The organism is Neptuniibacter sp. QD48_11, from assembly GCF_047778095.1.
Lineage (GTDB): Bacteria > Pseudomonadota > Gammaproteobacteria > Pseudomonadales > Balneatricaceae > Neptuniibacter.
In genome coordinates this window covers 745,142-763,024 of sequence record NZ_CP180551.1, presented here as the reverse complement: position 1 = coordinate 763,024, position 17,883 = coordinate 745,142, and the positions used below count along the sequence as shown (strand labels likewise).

Genomic DNA, 17,883 nt, shown 5'->3' with positions numbered 1-17,883 from the left:
TAGCACTGGGTATCTAAGATGCCCAGTGCGCACATATATAATAATTAGGCCTTAAGGCCATTTAGAGCTAGTAGAGTACTTCATATGTCCAGTCACGATCTTCTCGATCAGTTAAGGTCTATCCTTGGCGAGAACAATGTTCTCACTGGGGAAAACCAGACCGAACACTATCGCACAGGTTTCCGCTCCGGCGAGGGTTCTGCCCTTGCAGTAGTATTTCCAACCACACTTTTAGAACAGTGGAAGGTTCTAGATACCTGCATTAAAGCCGATACGATTGTGATTATGCAGGCCGCTAACACAGGCCTAACAGAAGGCTCCACTCCAAGTGGTGACGACTATGATCGTGAGATTATTGTCATCAACACTACACGCATGAACAAAATCTACCTGATTGATGAAGGCAAGCAGATCATCAGCTTCCCTGGGGCAACACTATTCACCCTAGAGAAGATGCTTAAGCCTATTAATCGTGCGCCCCATTCTGTTATTGGCTCTTCCTGTATCGGCGCTTCAATTGTTGGCGGTATTGCAAACAACTCCGGTGGCGCCTTAGTTCAACGTGGACCAGCCTATACTGAGCTTTCTCTATTTGCTCAGCTTAACGATAATGGCGAGTTGGAATTGGTTAATCACCTTGGCATTGACCTAGGCGAGACGCCAGAAGAGATCCTTACAAATTTAGAACAGAAAAACTTTACCGATTCTGATGTTAAAGCTAGCACTCAAAAAGCATCGGCAAACGATTATCCTGAAATTGTTCGCGATGTAGATGCAGACACACCTGCTCGCTACAACGCTGATACTAGCCGCTTATATGAATCCAGCGGTTGCGCAGGCAAAGTAGGTGTATTCGCTGTTCGCTTAGATACCTTCCCTGTCGCACAAAAAGAACAGGTTTATTACATTGGCACCAACGATGCCAATGAACTGACAGAGATTCGCCGCCACATCCTGCAACACTTCGATAACCTACCTGAAGTTGCTGAATACATGCATAAAGATATCTACGACATTGCTGAAAAATACGGCAAAGATACCTTTATGATGATTAACTACTTTGGCACCGACCCGCTTCCAAAGCTTTTCGCTATGAAAGGTCGTATCTCTGCTGCACTGAATAAGATCAGCTTCTTGCCAAAAGATATCCCAGATCGCGTTATGCAGGTTATGAGCCGATGCTGGCCAAATATTCTGCCAAAACGTATGCGCGATTTCCGCGAGAAGTATGACCACTACCTCGTGCTAAAAATGAGCGACGGTGGCATCTCCGAAGCAGATAAGTTTCTAAAAGAGTTTTTCAGCAACAGTCAGTCTGGCGATTACTTCGAATGCGATGCAGATGAAGCCAAAAAAGCTTATCTACACCGTTTTGCCGCTGCAGGTGCTGCTATTCGCTATCAGATCATCCACCAAAATGAAGTTGAAGATATTTTGGCACTGGATATAGCACTGCGTCGAAATGATCCGGATTGGGTAGAAAAACTACCGGAAGAGATCAGCAAGCACATCGTTCACTCGCTCTACTACGGCCACTTTATGTGTCACGTTTTCCATCAGGACTACATTCTGAAGAAAGGCGCTGATGGTAAAGCCGTGAAGAAGATGATGTTGGACCTACTGGCACAGAAAGGTGCGAAATACCCTGCTGAGCATAACGTTGGTCATCTTTATGAAGCAGAAGAAGGTCTACAGAATTTCTACTTCTCATTAGACCCGACAAATACATTTAACCCTGGTATTGGTAAGACTCCAAAGTCTCGCTGCGGGTGTGGTTCGCCACATTAAATTGAGTTCTAAATTTAAATATTGAGCTAGGTCTATAGATAGTCGAGTAAATCTGAGCACCGACTTACGAAGTGCTAAACTGACCGAATTCAATACTTTAGTCTAAGACTGTTTTTGAGGAAATGATCATGGCACTTCCAGATATCAAAACTATTCTTTACGCAACATCTTTGGGTAAACACACTCGGCCTGTATTCCGCCAAGCGGTTAACCAGGCAGTTCTAAATGATGCCAAGATCGTTATGCTACACGTAGTAGAACCGATGGGTGAGATGGGTCATGCTCTGATCCAAAACTATGTTTCTGAAGATCTTATCAAGCAGATGCATGATGAAGGTATCAAAGAGATCCACAAAACAATGCAAGATCGTGTCGAGAAATTCTGCGAAGACGAACTGCAAAGTTTAGATAAGCCTGTTGTGCTTAACATTGAACACAAGGTTGCTGAAGGCAATCAAACTGATTCTATTCTTGGTGCTGCACAAGCTGAAAATGCTGATATGATCGTTATGGGCGCGGAAAACCGATTTGGTCACCATAGCCATACAAGCCAGCAAGTGATGCGTAATTCCAAGATTCCTGTACTGATTGTTCAAACAGGCAAAGAGTACGATTAAACGCTCCAAAGTAGGCCACAACTGACATATAAGGTAGTTATTGATGGAAGTACAAGGTCTACTGATTGAACGGATATTCCTTACCGTGTTCCCACTTGTGGCGATTGTCACAGTGGGATTTTTTTATGCCCGCCGCTATCAGCCGGACATGAATGCAGCCAATCAGATCAATATTGATGTTTTTGTTCCAGCGCTGATCTTTGCTGTTTTATCTGCTGAATCATTTGATCTAATTAAGTACCAATCTCTCGCCATTGGCGCCGCTATTATTGTGATTGGCTCAGGTATTCTGCTCTACCCTGCCTGTAAACTGTTAAAGGTACATCCTAAAACGTTCCTACCTCCAATGATGTTCAGCAACAGTGGTAATTTAGGTATACCGCTGATTGTCTTAGCCTTTGGAGAAAACGCGCTACAAGCCGCTGTAGTCTTATTTCTAGTGGAAAATTTGCTCCACTTTACTGTCGGTATCTACATACTGGATCATAAGACTCGTTTGCTTAATCTACTTCGCATGCCGATGATTTTAGCAACCATTTTAGGCCTTATCTGGAGCGGCTTCGATCTACCGATCCCTAAAGCAGTCCATACCTTTATAGACATGCTGGGTCAGATAGCTATTCCATTAATGCTCTTTGCACTGGGTGTAAGAATGACTAGCGTAGACTTTTCTAATTGGAGAATAGGTAGCCTCAGCGCAGTACTCTGCCCTGCCAGCGGTATTATCATCGCTCTGATCTGCCAGCAGTTCCTACAACTGGATGCGACACAGTTTGCCTATTTAGTTGTCTTTGGTGCACTACCACCAGCCGTTTTAAATTACATGATTGCTGAACGATACAATCAAGAGCCTCATCAAGTCGCTTCCATTGTTTTGCTAGGCAATATGGGCAGTCTCATTTTTATTCCAATCACTCTCGCTTTTGTTATATAAAATCACTTAAATTTCTCAAATAGCATGAGAGAAAAATGGACTACTGTATCGGTATAGATCTTGGCGGCACCAAGATCGAAATTATTGCGTTGACTCCATCTTCAGATGTTCTATTTAGATATCGCGTTCCTACGCCACAAGGGAATTACCAAGCAACCCTAGATGCAATTTGCTCGCTTATAGAAAGGGCTGAAAGCAACATAAAGCATCCAACCCGCTCCATTGGTATTGGAATTCCCGGAGCAATTTCTCGAGAAACAGGCTTAATCAAAAACGCCAATTCCACTTGTTTAATCGGCCATCCATTGGATAAAGATTTAAGCGACCGACTACAAAGGCCTATTAAAATAGCTAACGATGCTGATTGCTTTGCATTGTCTGAAGCTGTCGATGGTAGCGGTAAAGACTACAACTCTGTATTTGGCGTTATTTTAGGGACAGGTGTCGGTGGAGGCATTGTTATAAATAAGCAACTGCTTAGTGGCCCAAATTCTATATGCGGTGAGTGGGGACATAATTCGCTGCCTAGGATTAATGAATTAGATGGGGTTGGGCGAGATTGTTATTGCGGCAAACAAGACTGTATAGAGACGTTTTTATCTGGCCCTGGTTTTACCACTCACTATAACGATTCGACTTTCTCACAATTAGATACCGAATCTATATGGGAGTTCGCCAAAACTGGAGACAAGTCAGCAATAGAGCATTGTGAGTTATACATCGAACAGCTAGCTAAAGCGCTATCATCGGTTATCAATATCTTGGATCCCGAGGTTATTGTGCTAGGCGGAGGGCTTTCTAACCAGAGCGATATCTATCAGAAACTTCCAGAGAGGTTAGCCCAATATGTGTTCTCTGATTCGATGAATACGCCGATTTTGAAAGCGCGATTTGGCGACTCCAGCGGAGTCCGTGGAGCCGCCTGGTTGTAACACCCAAATCGCTCTGAGCCTTACAACCTACTACTAGTGCTTAACGCTACTTCTTACTCGCCACTTCGCTCTTTTTATCCACAACCTCTTGAATAGAGATATTTGAGCGATTTTTCTCAACTGTGGCAGCACCAATGCCTTTCACTTCAGTTAATTGATCTACCGATGTGAAAGGACCATTGTTAGTACGATATTCAACAATAGCTTCTGCCTTAGCTACCCCAATACCATTAAGGTTTTGTGCTAACTGTTCGGCTGTAGCGGTATTAAGATCGATAGGAGCTGCAAAAGCAGACAAAGAGAACACACAAGCGAACGCCATCATCAGCGCTCTTAAAGAAGAGAGTTTCATAGTAAATTCCTTTTACTTTATTTTAGGTCTGACCTCATCCATTTAAGCCAGACCTTCTTTATAGCTTGCTAAAGCTACGAAAGCAACGGTTCTAATTCAGCATCGATTTTAGCTAGTGCGCCTACAGGCGAATCTGCTTTAGTAATTGGGCGACCAATCACTAGGTAATCACTGCCTGCTTTTAATGCATCTGACGGTGTCATAATACGCTTCTGATCGCCAACATCCGAATCCGCAGGTCGAATACCCGGCGTTACTAGTTTGAATTCTTCGCCGATCACTTGGCGTAGTGGTGTTACTTCCTGTGCAGAACAAACCACACCATGCAGACCACTTTCTTCAGTTAACTTAGCCAAACGTTTCACATGCTCTAACGGTTCAATATCTAACCCTAAATCGCGCAAGTCACTGCGCTCCATACTGGTTAGTACAGTCACACCGATTAACAACGTCTCAGAACCATTAACTTGCTCAAGCTCGTTGCGAGCAGCTTCCATCATACGGCGGCCACCCGAAGCATGAACATTGACCATCCATACGCCTAGTTCGGCAGCTGCGCGAACGGCTTTAGCCGTAGTATTCGGGATATCATGAAATTTCAGATCTAGAAAGACATCAAAGCCTAGGCTCTGAAGTGTTTCTACAATAGCCGGACCACTTCGCGTGAATAACTCTTTACCAACTTTTACACGGCATCGAGTCGGGTCCAACTGCTTAGCCATTGCCAAAGCCTGATTTTGATCAGGGTAATCTAGTGCAACAATGACTCTTTTTTTATCCAATAACATATAAGTTCTCTAAAATTTATTCGCCTTCCAAGCCTTGAATAGGCTTAGTCGTGCCCCAGCTTTTACATGAAGGACACTGCCAGGAGAGCGTTCTGCCTGAAAATCCACAACTATTACAACGGTATACGGGTTTTGAGAGTTCTAACTGTCCTGTCAGACCTCGTAATACCTTTAAGCTATCCTTAGCACTATCTGAGCCATATTCTATATGAAGATCGATCAGACTATTAAATCCTTTTACTGAAGGACGACGCTTTAATTCTTCAGTAATAAAACTTCCAGCCGCATAAACACCTCTCTCCTGCTTAACATGCTCAGCGAGAGCAATCAGCACTGTCGTTGAGGGAGAATGCGCCAAGCAGCTACGTAGGTATTCTAGGTGATCTTTATGATCTCCTGTTCTCTCATAACATTCCCTCAGCAGAGGAATCGTTTCGGAGACAAATAACCGGTCTTGTTTTGATACTTTTTTAAGATGCTTGATCGCCTGCTTCCACTGTTCAGACTTCATTGCGATCTGAGCTTTTAACAAGCTTACACGAACATTATTCGAATCAAATTGCTCTGCATCTTTGAGATACTCAGCCGCCGCTTTGATAAGCTTTTGCTGTAATGCCATGTCAGCTAATTCACAGCAGTAATGCGCTAACTCGTTATTTAAATCACGTCTTTCATCCGTTGGGAGTTTATTCGCTGTAACTAAGGCTTCTTCCCACTCACCTTCTTTCTCATAGAGCTTAATTAACAGATTGAGCGCTTTACTGTGGATGCGTTTAGGGGAAGGAGATTTAATAATTTCCTGTAAGAGATTTTCAGCTCGGTCCAACAAGCCCACAGAATAATAGTCATTCGCTAGCGCCATCTGAATCCGCATAAAATCATCCCGATCCAAATTTGGGCGCGCTAGAAGGTTTTGATGGATCTGTATCGCTCGATCTACATCACCTTTACGGCGAAAGAGCTTTGCTAAAGAAAGGTGGGCTGGAATGGTATCTGAATTGATCTCTAAAGCACGGATAAAGCTTTCAATCGCCTCATCCATTTTCTCATTCAAAAGATAATCTAAACCCGTAAAGTATTCGTGGCTTAGATTCGTTTGGGGAGGCGCAGGCTTTGACTGCTTATCACGCCTGCCTAGCAACCAGCCAATGCCGATCGCCAGAACAAACGGAATTAAAAGAAAAGCGTTGTCGAGATTAAACGGCATCTTTCAGGCTGGATACTCGCAACTGATCTAGCTCTTTTTGAGTACTAGCAATTTTACGGCGCGCAGAGCCCAAACGGGTTTTTAACATCACGATAATCATTGTACTAAGCGCTCCACCGATAAGAGCACCCGCAACAAATGTCGCTACTAGCCAAGTACCTAAACTAAATTCTGGTAGCTGCAGAAAAACAAGATTAATCGCAACCTGATCTGTGTTGTTAATCACTAACATTAAACCAATAAATAGTGCCAAAAACGCTAAAGCAACGAAGATCAATTTTTTAACTAAACGCACCGGATTAAACCTCAATTACCTAATTTTGAATTGAATCATTTACCTGTTCACGCAACTCTTTACCTGGTTTGAAGTGCGGAACATATTTAGCATCAAGCGCTACAGACTCACCCGTTTTTGGGTTACGCCCTGTTCTAGGCGCTCGATAATGTAGTGAAAAACTACCAAATCCTCTGATTTCTATACGATCACCTTGAGACAAAGATTCTGTCATGTGATCTAGCATCGTCTTCACGGACAGCTCGATATCCTTTACCGACAATTGTTCATGTCGATCTACTAGTACTTCAATCAGTTCAGATTTCGTCATACCTATACTCCTTTGCTCGTGGACCGTACATACTGCCTAGCTACTCAGAGTCACCTTTATTCATCTGAGCCTTAATTAAATCACCGATAGTCGTTGGGCCTGATAGCGTCGTTTCAGACTGCTGACTAATTTTATCCAGAGCTTGTTTCTCTTGCTCTACTTCCATCTGCTTGATAGAGAGCGAAATCACTCTGTTTCTACGATCGATTTGGCTGATCATAGCCTCAACTTCATCTCCGACGCTAAAATGATCTGCTAGATTATCTATGCGCTCTCGAGACACATCGGAGATTCTTAGTACCGCTTCAACACCTTCCGCCACGGTTACACTAACCGCCTTGTCAGTGATATCAGAAACCGTACCTTTAACAACTTTGCCCTTGCCATGACTCGCAGTAAAGCTGCTAAATGGATCTTCATCTAACTGCTTAACACCCAAAGCGATTCTCTCTCGCTCTGAATCAACCGAAAGCACCACCGCTTCTAAGTCATCGCCTTTTTTCAGTGTTTTAACAACATCCTCTCCGCTGTCATCCCATGACAAATCGGATAGATGTACAAGGCCATCGATACCACCTTCTAGGCCAATGAAAACACCAAAATCAGTTATTGAACGGATTTTACCACTTAAGCGATCACCTTTTTGGAATTTAGTCGCAAATTCTTGCCAAGGATTCGCTTTGCATTGCTTCATACCTAAAGAGATACGACGACGCTCTTTATCGATGTCTAATAACATCACATCGACTTCGTCTCCCACCTGAACAACTTTAGATGGATGCACATTTTTATTGGTCCAATCCATTTCAGAAACATGGATTAAACCTTCAATACCTTTTTCGATCTCAGCGAAACAACCGTAATCAGTAAGATTCGTCACTTTCGCTTTCGCTTTGGTACCGATTTCGTAATTAGCAATCAGCTGTGTCCACGGATCTTCCGTTAACTGTTTAACCCCTAGCGATACACGGTTACGTTCTTTATCGAAACGCAGTACCTGAACATCGATACTTTCGCCAACCGTTAGGACTTCACTTGGATGCTTAACGCGTTTCCATGCGATATCAGTGATGTGTAACAGACCATCCACACCGCCAAGATCGATAAATGCACCGTAGTCGGTGATGTTTTTGACAACGCCTTTAACAACAAGGCCTTCTTTCAGTTCTGAAAGTAGTTTTTCACGCTCAACACTGTAAGCCGCTTCGAGCACAGCGCGACGCGAAACAACAATGTTATTGCGCTTGGCATCGAGCTTAACTAATTTAAACTCGAGTTCTTGGTTTTCTAAGTGACTGGTATCTCGAAGAGGACGGACATCGACTAAAGAGCCCGGGAGGAATGCTTGAATACTTCCAAGCATAATCGTTAGACCACCTCGGACTTTACCCGAGATGCGCCCTGTTACAATTTCATCAGATTCGTAAGCTTTCTCAAGCTCTGCCCAAGCTTCTGCACGTTTCGCTTTATCACGAGAAAGCTGGGTAGAACCGAAGCCGTCTTCGACAGCTTCTAACGCAACTCTGACTTCGGATCCAACATCGATTGTTAGCTCGCCAGAGTCATCAATAAACTGCGACCGCGGGATAACACCTTCTGATTTGAGACCTGCATTGACGATAACAAAGTCATCCTCAATCGCAATTACTGTACCCGTTACGATAGCGCCCGGCGCCATCTCCAACTCTTGAAGGCTTTCTTCAAATAGTTCAGCAAAGCTCTCGCTCATATCTGTATCCCGCTTTGTCGTTATGACACTATCAGCGAAGCCCTTTATGCCTCGCTGCATCCATTACAGCGGCTAGGACCTCTTCGATTGACATCTTAGTCGTATCAAGAATTACTGCATCCGCCGCGGGCTTAAGAGGAGCAACAGGACGATTCATATCACGGTCGTCTCGTGCCTGAATATCCTCCAATATAGCTTGAAGACTAGCACCCAGTCCCTTGTTTATCAACTGGTTATAACGTCGTACAGCACGCTCTTCAGCACTGGCATCGAGATAGATTTTGAGTGGCGCTTCAGGAAAAACAACCGTACCCATATCACGACCATCTGCAATTAGCCCAGGCATTTCAGCAAATGCACGCTGACGCTCTAATAGAGCATCACGAACCGCTGGAATAGCTGCAACGATAGAAGCATCCTTTCCTACAGCTTCAGTGCGAATAGCATCAGTAACCTCTTCACCTTCCAGAACGATCTGAACGGTATCGTCATCACGAGGAATAAACTGCACATTTAAGTGTGCAGCTAAAACGACCAACGCTTCTTCATCATCAAGGTTTACACCATGATGATTAGCTGCAAGACCTAGTAGGCGATATAACGCTCCACTATCTAACAGCTCCCAACCTAATTCTTTCGCCAATAGCTGGCATATAGTTCCTTTACCCGATCCACTGGGACCATCAACGGTAATTACGGGGACCTGTCCGTTAGACATCATCCCTCCTCCTTTTCTACCTTTATTCCTGCAGTCTGTGCTAGTTCAACAAAGCCAGGGAAAGATGTAGCTACATTGGCACAGTCATTAATTGTGATCTCACCAGTAGCACGCAACGCAGCCACACAAAAAGACATAGCAATACGGTGATCATCATGGCTTTCTACAACGCCACCGCCGATCTCTCCGCCTTGGATGATCGCACCATCTGGCGTACCTTCAATATCCACACCAAGTGCTTTAAGGCCATCAACCATAGATTGAATTCGATCACTCTCTTTTACGCGAAGCTCTTCAGCGCCAGATACAATCGTTGTACCGTCGGCGCAAGCGGCTGCAATAAATAGCGCAGGGAACTCATCAATTGCCAGAGGAACTTGGTCTTCAGGAATATGGATACCTTTAAGCGGTGCATAACGAATACGGATATCAGCAACAGGTTCGCCACCGACTTCACGCTCATTAAGTAATTCAAGGTTCGCACCCATTAAACGCAGGATATTGATAATGCCAACACGGGTTGGGTTGATACCAACGTGCTCTAGAGTCAAATCAGAACCTGGAGCTATAGCCGCTGCTACCAAAAAGAATGTCGCGGAAGAGATATCAGCAGGCACATCTATGCGAGTTGCATGCAACTGACCACCCGATTTAACCGCTGCTTTAGAGCCATTTTGCTCTACAGGATAACCAAACCCCGTGAGCATACGCTCTGTATGATCACGTGTCGGTGCAGGCTCTGTTACAGAGGTCTCACCTTCAGCGTAAAGACCAGCCAATAGCAGACAAGACTTAACCTGAGCACTCGCCATAGGCATATCATAATGAATGCCTTTTAGTGCCTGACCACCCTTAATCTTCATTGGTGGACGACCGTTTTCAGCTGTTTCGATCTCTGCTCCCATCAAACGAAGTGGATCAGCTACACGACCCATTGGACGTTTAGTAAGAGAAGCATCACCAGTAAGCTCAGAATCAAATTGCTGTGCTGCCAATAAACCAGATAGCAAACGCATTGATGTACCGGAATTACCTACATATAGAGGCCCAGGAGGTGCACTTAAGCCATTAACACCTACGCCGTAGATAGTTACATTGCCATCATCAGGACCTTCAATAACCACACCCATATCACGGAATGCTTGCAAGGTCGCTAAGCTATCTTCACCTTCAAGGAAGCCTGTAACTTCCGTAACACCATCAGCTAGGGAACCCAGCATAATGGAGCGATGTGAAATAGATTTATCACCTGGAACTCGAATTTTACCACTTACGCTGCCGCCAGGCTGGGCACGAAAGGTTACTAATTGATTACTCATATCTTGTGAATATGCCGTACCAGAAAGGATTCTTGAAAAATGTTCTCGCGCAGCTCGCGCACGCGTGAAAGTGCCTAACATCGTCTCACTATCACCGCACTCAATCGCTGCTCTTAGCTTTGCTAATCCCGATGTATATCGATCTAACTGCGCTAGCAAAGCGTCTCTATTTGCTAAACAGATGTCGTGCCACATTGTCGGGTCACTACCGGCTATCCGAGTAAAATCACGGAAGCCTCCAGCTGCATAGCGGAAAATATCAGTATTATTACCTTGTTCCTGAGCCAGAGTATCCACTAAGGAAAACGCCAGCATGTGTGGGAGATGACTGGTTGCTGCCAACACTTCATCATGCTTTTCTACGTCCATAATCAGCACTTCTGCACCAGTGGACGCCCACATTTCAGTAAACACCTTAACAGCGTAAGATGAAGATTCTGCTAAAGGCGTTAGAATAATTTTGTGCTGTTCAAATAGATGTTCATCCGCTGCTGCTACACCGCTTTTCTCAGAACCAGCAATTGGGTGACCCGGTACAAAACCAGAAGGCACTTGATCAAAGACTCGCTTAGCCGCTTCGACCACATTAGCCTTAGTACTACCTACATCTGTAATCAATGTTTCTTCAGCGATAAATGGCGCAATATCCACCAGCACCTTTTCCATCGCTTTTACAGGCACTGCTAAAACAATAATATCCGCCTGACTTACAGCATCCGCTAGGCTATCAGCAGCTACATCGATCACTCCGCTACTTAAACCTAACTTTGTCTCTTCTGGGTCACGATCAAAACCAATAATCTGTCCGCAACAACGGTTTTGACGAAGTACTTTTGCTAAAGAACCGCCAATTAAACCTAACCCAATAATTAGTGTATTTTTGATTCCTTGACTCAACGTTTCTCTACCACTTGTTGTAATGCTTTTAGGCAACGTTCATTTTCATGTTGTAAACCAATGCTGATGCGCAGGTGATTTGGCATTCCATAATTCGCCACTGGCCTAACAATAACACCCTGCTCTAGCATTGATTGGTAGATAGGCGAGGCATCTTTAGCCAGATCTACTGCAATAAAATTTCCTACCGATGGGATAAATGCCAATCCCAACTTGGCCAAACCTGACTGATAAAAAGCCATGCCTGCAGTATTAACTTGTACAGCTTTATCTAGATGCTCTTGATCAGATATAGCTATTTCTGCAGCGGCAAGCGCCAGATTATTCACATTAAATGGCTGTCTTACTCGGCTTAACAGATTTGCTATATCGTTGTTTGAAACCGAGTAACCGACACGTAAACCAGCCAAGCCGTAAGCTTTAGAAAAGGTTCGAGTAACGATTAGATTCGAATACTGCTTCTGTAAACTCAAACTATCCGGAAAGTCTTCTGCTTCCACATACTCCGTGTAAGCTTCATCCAAAACTACTAAGACATTTTCTGGCACTTGGGCTAAAAACGTTTCTAACTGTCCTTGGGTTAAATATGTACCCGTCGGATTGTTAGGATTAGCGATAAAGATCATACGAGTATTTGGAGTTAATCGCTCCAACATCGCATCAAGATCGTGCCCCCAATCTTTGGCTGGAGCGACCACAGCTTTAGCACCAATTGCTTGAGTCACCAACGAATAAACGACAAAAGAATATTCAGAATAGATAACTTCATCATCTGAGGTTAGAAAAGCACGAGCGATCAGTTCCAACACATCATTAGAGCCATTACCTAATGTAATCTGTTCCGACTGGCAGTTTAAATAGTCAGCCAGAGCCAACTTCAATCGGTAACCACCACTATCAGGATAAAGATTGATGCCTGACAGTTTATCTTGGAGAGCTGTGACGACTTTTGGTGAGGCCCCTATTGGGCTCTCATTACTTGCCAGCTTCACCACATCAGTTAAGCCAAGCTCTCGCTCTAACTCTTCTGGTGGTTTGCCTGGCAAATAGGGGTGCAGATTTTGCACCCCTGGTGAAGCCAGTGAAAAGAAATCACAACTCATCGATATGCCTCTTAAAGCACCGCGCGTGGGTATGAACCTAAGATTTTCAGCTCAACACTTTCTTTGGCTAATTCAGCCAGCGCTTTAGCAACTAGCTTGTCTTCACTATGTCCTTCGAAATCGATATAGAACATAGATTGTTTCGCAGATGATCTGGTTTCTACACGTGTCAGACTAATTTGTGAACGATGGAAAGGTTCCAACAACTGATACAAAGCACCTGGAGCATTAGGCACAGAAACCAAAATGGATGTTTTATCATCACCGCTAGGGCCAACATCCTGATCACCGATGATCAAGAAACGCGTTGAGTTATCCGCCTGATCTTCGATATTGCTAACAGCAGCTTCAAGTTCATAAAGTTCTGCAGCCATGTCACCTGCAATGGCGGCATAACCTTGACCTTCTTGCTTAGCCAAACGTGCTGCTTCGGCGTTAGAGCTGACTGCAACCTTTTCAATATGTGGATAACGCGCATCTAACCAACTACGGCTTTGCGCTAGGGACTGCTCATGGGAATAGATCTTGAAGATCTCATCCAAGCTATCACCTTCGTTGACCAATAAATGTAGGTGAACTGGAACTTCCACTTCTCCACAAATTTTAAGATCGAACTGTTTAAACAGATCAAGCGTGCTACTAACAACACCTTCCGAAGAGTTCTCGATTGGGACAACACCGTAATGAGCACCACCAGACTGCACTTCGCGGAAGACATCTTTAGACGATTGCATCGGAAGATTATGAGCAGAGTGACCAAAATGCTTCATTGAAGCCTGTTGGGTAAATGTACCTTCTGGGCCAAGGAAAGCTACTCGCATTGGCTCTTCTAACGCCAAGCAAACAGACATTACTTCACGGAAAAGACGTGCAACTTCTTTATCAGGCAATGGACCTTCGTTACGCTCCATCACAGCGCGCAATACCTGAGCTTCACGCTCAGGGCGATAAAATACAGCCGCCGCTTCACCTTGATGTTTCTGTTTAACTTCAGCTACACGTTGAGCACATTTAGCACGCTGATTCAGAAGCTCATGAAGCTGACCATCTATAGAATCGATCTGGTCACGTAAAACACGTAACTCTTTTTCTTGTTCACTCATACTCTTCTCATTTTCCGCAAATGATTTTAAGCGTGTTGCTTTTCAAACTGCTGCATAAACGCGATCAACGCATCCACTGCTTCCTCTGGGACAGCATTGTAGATGCTCGCACGCATACCACCTACAGAGCGATGACCTTTAAGGTTCAATAAACCCGCTTCTTCTGCTTGTTCTAAGAACAGTTTATCCAAAGCATCATCAGCCAAAGTAAATGGCACGTTCATCCAAGAACGGTTAGCTGACGCCATTGGGTTAGCATAGAAGTCACTGGCATCAATCGCTGCATAGAGTTTTTCTTGTTTACGCTGATTAGCCGCTTGTATCGCAGCTACACCACCTTGGGCTTTTAGCCATTTAAAGACTAAACCAGCTAGATACCAACCATAGGTTGGCGGTGTATTACACATAGATTCAGCATCAGCATGTACTTTGTAATCAAACATTGTTGGTGTGCCGGCAACAACATCACCTAACAAATCTTCTCTTACAATCACAACCGTCAAACCTGCTGGGCCAATATTCTTTTGCGCGCCCGCATAGATCAAACCAAACTGGTTTACATCAATCTCGCGAGACAGGATTGTAGAGGATAGATCAGCAACTAGAGGAACATCTCCAGACTGAGGTACATAATCAAACTCCAAGCCACCAATCGTTTCATTTGGCGTGTAATGCAGATAAGCCGCCTCTGCATTTAGCTCCAACTCGCTTTGGCTTGGAACAGCAGTAAAACCGTTACCTTCGCTAGATGCAGCAATACGTACATCACAATAACGAGACGCTTCTTGGATCGCTTTTTTCGACCAGATACCGGTATTAATATAGTCAGCCGTAGTTTTACCGCGCAGCAAGTTCATTGGAATCATAGAAAACTGCGAGGTAGCCCCACCTTGAAGGAATAGAACCTTGTAGTCACTACCAATTCCCATCAGGTCACGTAAATCCTGCTCTGCTGCTTCAGCAACCGAGACAAACTCTTTACTGCGGTGACTCATTTCCATAATGGAAAGGCCTTTACCGTGCCAGTCTAGAAGTTCCTCTTGAGCCTGCAGCAATACTTCACTAGGTAAACCAGCAGGGCCTGCACTGAAATTGTACTTACGTGTCATAGACTTATCTTCACTCTACTTAAAGTCATATATAAAAAATGCGGCACATTCGCGCCGCACTTGAGGTAGAAATTATTCCTCTGCAGTGGTCGGGGTTTCCGCCTCTGCATCAGTCTCCACCTGCTCTTCTTCGTCTGGTTCTTCGATACGAGCAACGCTGACTAAGCGTTCTTCATCGCTAACGCGAATCAGAGTTACACCTTGCGTATTTCGTCCAAGTTCTGAGATCTCATCCCCGCGCGTACGCACCAAGGTACCCTGATCACTGATCAGCATGACATCATCACCATCGAAGACTTGAACAGCACCCGCTAGGGCACCATTTCGATCAGAGCATTGCTGAGCAATAACACCCTGACCACCACGACCTTTCACAGGGAAATCATCAACAGCGGTTTTCTTACCATAACCATTTTCAGAAGCGGTCAAAATCTTACCGCCCTCTTGAGGAATGATTAACGAGATAACCTTAACGCCGTCATCCATCTTAACGCCACGTACACCACGTGCTGTACGGCCCATTGGGCGTACATCTTCCTCACGGAAGCGCATAGATTTACCAGCACTTGTCATCAACATGACATCGTCTTCACCATTAGTGATTGCAGCACCGATTAGATGGTCATCATCTAACAAATCAAGAGCAATCAGACCGCTAGTACGCGGACGGGAGAAGTTAGTCAGTGCAGTCTTCTTAACCGTACCGGAAGCTGTCGCCATGAAGATAAACTTATCTTCTTCGTAGCTACCTACAGGCAAGATCGTGCTGATGCGCTCACCTTCATCCAAAGGCAAGATATTAACAATCGGACGACCACGTGCTGTGCGGCTCGCCACTGGAATTTCAAATACGCGTAACCAGTAAACTTTACCGCGGTCCGTGAAGCACAGAATCGTATCGTGGGTATTCGCAATCAGTAGATGCTCGATGAAATCTTCATCTTTAATCGCTGCTGCTGACTTACCTTTACCACCTCGACGCTGAGATTGGTAATCGGTCAACGGCTGAGTTTTCGCGTAGCCACCGTGAGATATAGTTACCACCATATCTTCTTCAGTGATCAGATCTGCAACTGTCAGATCTTTACGAGAAGCAGTAATTTCAGTACGGCGCTCATCACCATATTCTTCCAAAATCGCTTCAAGCTCTTCACGAATCACTTCCATTAAGCGTTCGTGTGAACCTAGAATTTTCAGAAGTTCAGCAATACGTTCTAACAGCTCTTTATATTCAGCAATCAGTTTTTCATGCTCAAGACCTGTTAGACGGTGCAAACGTAACTCTAGAATTGCTTGAGCCTGAACTGGAGAAAGATTGTACTTACCATCGCGTAAGCCATACTGTTCTTCCAGATCTTCAGGGCGACATGCATCTTCACCAGCACGCTCCAGCATCTGAATTACATCACCCGGCGCCCACGCTTCTGCGATCAAACGTTCTTTCGCTTCAGCTGGGGTTGGCGAAGTTTTAATCATTTCAATAACAGGATCTATGTTTGCAAGAGCAATCGCTAGACCTTCAAGAATATGACCACGTTCACGCGCCTTACGAAGCAAATAAACAGTACGACGAGTAACGACTTCGCGACGATGACGTATAAAGCATTCAAGCGCTGTTTTCAGATCAAGGATCTTTGGCTGACCATCAACCAAAGCGACCATATTGATACCAAAAACTGACTCCATCTGCGTCTGAGCAAACAGGTTGTTGATAACCACATCTGGCATTTCACCACGACGTAGTTCAATAACAATACGCATGCCGTCTTTGTCAGACTCATCACGAAGTTCGGTAATGCCTTCAATCTTCTTATCTTTAACAAGCTCAGCAATCTTTTCGATTAAGCGCGCTTTGTTAAGCTGATAAGGGATCTCAGTGATGATAAGTGAAGGCTTGCCGCTCTTTGCATCTTCTTCTACATGGTGCTTAGCACGCACATAGATACGACCACGACCAGTACGGTATGCCTGAAGGATTCCTGCACGGCCGTTAATAATACCGCCTGTTGGGAAATCAGGACCTGGAATAAACTCCATAAGGTCATCAACAGACAGGTCTGAATTTTCAATCAGCGCAATACAACCACGAACCACCTCAGACAGGTTATGCGGTGGAATATTCGTCGCCATACCAACCGCAATACCAGAAGAGCCATTTACCAATAGGTTTGGCACACGGTTAGGTAAAACCGCTGGAATTTTTTCTGTACCGTCATAGTTATCAACAAAATCGACGGTCTCTTTCTCAAGATCTGCCAACAGCTCATGGGCGATCTTATCCATGCGGATTTCGGTATAACGCATCGCAGCGGCGGAGTCACCGTCGATCGAACCAAAGTTACCCTGGCCATCTACCAGCGTATAACGCATGGAGAAATCCTGAGCCATTCGAACAATAGTGTCGTATACCGCACTATCACCATGCGGGTGGTATTTACCGATTACGTCACCTACCACACGGGCAGATTTTTTATATGCTTTGTTCCAGTCATTGCCCAATTCATTCATCGCAAACAACACGCGACGGTGAACTGGTTTAAGGCCATCGCGCGCATCTGGCAACGCACGGCCGACGATTACGCTCATTGCGTAATCAAGGTAAGACTGCTTCAGTTCATCTTCGATGTTAACTGGCAGGATTTCTCTGGCTAAATCACCCATTCCCTATCCTTGAATCACTCT

Annotated in this window: 16 protein-coding genes; 4 read left to right on the top strand and 12 right to left on the bottom strand. The window is 44.6% G+C overall.

From position 1 onward, the window contains the following. The first annotated feature begins 84 nt into the window (after positions 1 to 84). The 4 genes from dld (at position 85) to ACMXYU_RS03350 (ending at position 4,271) form a co-directional block, all read left to right on the top strand. Entirely contained in the window at positions 85 to 1,788 is a 1,704-nt protein-coding gene (gene dld / locus ACMXYU_RS03365; RefSeq protein WP_415900182.1) for a D-lactate dehydrogenase, read from the top strand. A 128-nt stretch (positions 1,789 to 1,916) separates the two neighbouring features. Then, positions 1,917 to 2,405, top strand: a complete 489-nt coding sequence (locus ACMXYU_RS03360; RefSeq protein ID WP_415893522.1) for a universal stress protein — start codon at positions 1,917 to 1,919, stop codon at positions 2,403 to 2,405. Positions 2,406 to 2,448: 43 nt separating this feature from the next. Then, entirely contained in the window at positions 2,449 to 3,339 is an 891-nt protein-coding gene (locus tag ACMXYU_RS03355) for an AEC family transporter (RefSeq protein ID WP_415900181.1), read from the top strand. 35 nt (positions 3,340 to 3,374) lie between these two features. Beyond that, positions 3,375 to 4,271: an ROK family protein gene (locus ACMXYU_RS03350; protein WP_415900180.1), complete on the top strand. Its 897-nt coding sequence runs from the start codon at positions 3,375 to 3,377 to the stop codon at positions 4,269 to 4,271. 46 nt (positions 4,272 to 4,317) lie between these two features. Here ACMXYU_RS03350 and ACMXYU_RS03345 read toward each other — a convergent pair whose 3' ends face one another. The 12 genes from ACMXYU_RS03345 to gyrA form a co-directional block, all read right to left on the bottom strand. Continuing rightward, positions 4,318 to 4,623: a ComEA family DNA-binding protein gene (locus ACMXYU_RS03345; RefSeq protein ID WP_415900179.1), complete on the bottom strand. Its 306-nt coding sequence runs from the start codon at positions 4,621 to 4,623 to the stop codon at positions 4,318 to 4,320. 74 nt (positions 4,624 to 4,697) lie between these two features. Further along, positions 4,698 to 5,411 (bottom strand): orotidine-5'-phosphate decarboxylase, encoded by a 714-nt coding sequence (pyrF, locus tag ACMXYU_RS03340; RefSeq protein ID WP_415900178.1) that lies wholly within the window; start codon positions 5,409 to 5,411, stop codon positions 4,698 to 4,700. A 16-nt stretch (positions 5,412 to 5,427) separates the two neighbouring features. Next, on the bottom strand, positions 5,428 to 6,618 hold the full coding sequence (gene lapB, locus ACMXYU_RS03335) for a lipopolysaccharide assembly protein LapB (RefSeq protein ID WP_415900177.1): 1,191 nt from the start codon (positions 6,616 to 6,618) through the stop codon (positions 5,428 to 5,430). After that, positions 6,608 to 6,913, bottom strand: coding sequence for a lipopolysaccharide assembly protein LapA domain-containing protein (locus ACMXYU_RS03330; RefSeq protein WP_415900176.1), 306 nt, complete (start codon positions 6,911 to 6,913; stop codon positions 6,608 to 6,610). Before ACMXYU_RS03330 ends, lapB begins: the two co-directional genes overlap by 11 nt. Before the next feature lie 19 nt (positions 6,914 to 6,932). Next, positions 6,933 to 7,223 (bottom strand): integration host factor subunit beta, encoded by a 291-nt coding sequence (ihfB, locus tag ACMXYU_RS03325; protein ID WP_415883573.1) that lies wholly within the window; start codon positions 7,221 to 7,223, stop codon positions 6,933 to 6,935. A gap of 40 nt (positions 7,224 to 7,263) precedes the next feature. Then, positions 7,264 to 8,952 carry a 30S ribosomal protein S1 gene (gene rpsA / locus ACMXYU_RS03320; RefSeq protein ID WP_415900175.1) on the bottom strand — a complete coding sequence of 563 codons (1,689 nt, stop codon included), beginning with the start codon at positions 8,950 to 8,952 and terminating at the stop codon, positions 7,264 to 7,266. Positions 8,953 to 8,983: 31 nt separating this feature from the next. Continuing rightward, entirely contained in the window at positions 8,984 to 9,670 is a 687-nt protein-coding gene (gene cmk, locus ACMXYU_RS03315; RefSeq protein WP_415887060.1) for a (d)CMP kinase, read from the bottom strand. Continuing rightward, entirely contained in the window at positions 9,670 to 11,886 is a 2,217-nt protein-coding gene (locus ACMXYU_RS03310; protein WP_415900174.1) for a bifunctional prephenate dehydrogenase/3-phosphoshikimate 1-carboxyvinyltransferase, read from the bottom strand. The genes cmk and ACMXYU_RS03310 overlap by 1 nt, the downstream gene beginning before the upstream one ends. Continuing rightward, entirely contained in the window at positions 11,883 to 12,989 is a 1,107-nt protein-coding gene (hisC, locus tag ACMXYU_RS03305; protein ID WP_415900173.1) for a histidinol-phosphate transaminase, read from the bottom strand. The genes ACMXYU_RS03310 and hisC overlap by 4 nt, the downstream gene beginning before the upstream one ends. An 11-nt stretch (positions 12,990 to 13,000) precedes the next feature. Next, a complete protein-coding gene (gene pheA, locus ACMXYU_RS03300) occupies positions 13,001 to 14,092 on the bottom strand; it encodes a prephenate dehydratase (RefSeq protein WP_415900172.1) in 1,092 nt (363 codons plus the stop codon). A gap of 26 nt (positions 14,093 to 14,118) precedes the next feature. After that, positions 14,119 to 15,201 (bottom strand): 3-phosphoserine/phosphohydroxythreonine transaminase, encoded by a 1,083-nt coding sequence (gene serC / locus ACMXYU_RS03295; protein ID WP_415883567.1) that lies wholly within the window; start codon positions 15,199 to 15,201, stop codon positions 14,119 to 14,121. Positions 15,202 to 15,273: 72 nt separating this feature from the next. Then, a complete protein-coding gene (gene gyrA, locus ACMXYU_RS03290) occupies positions 15,274 to 17,862 on the bottom strand; it encodes a DNA gyrase subunit A (RefSeq protein WP_415883566.1) in 2,589 nt (862 codons plus the stop codon). Between the last annotated feature and the right edge of the window lie 21 nt (positions 17,863 to 17,883).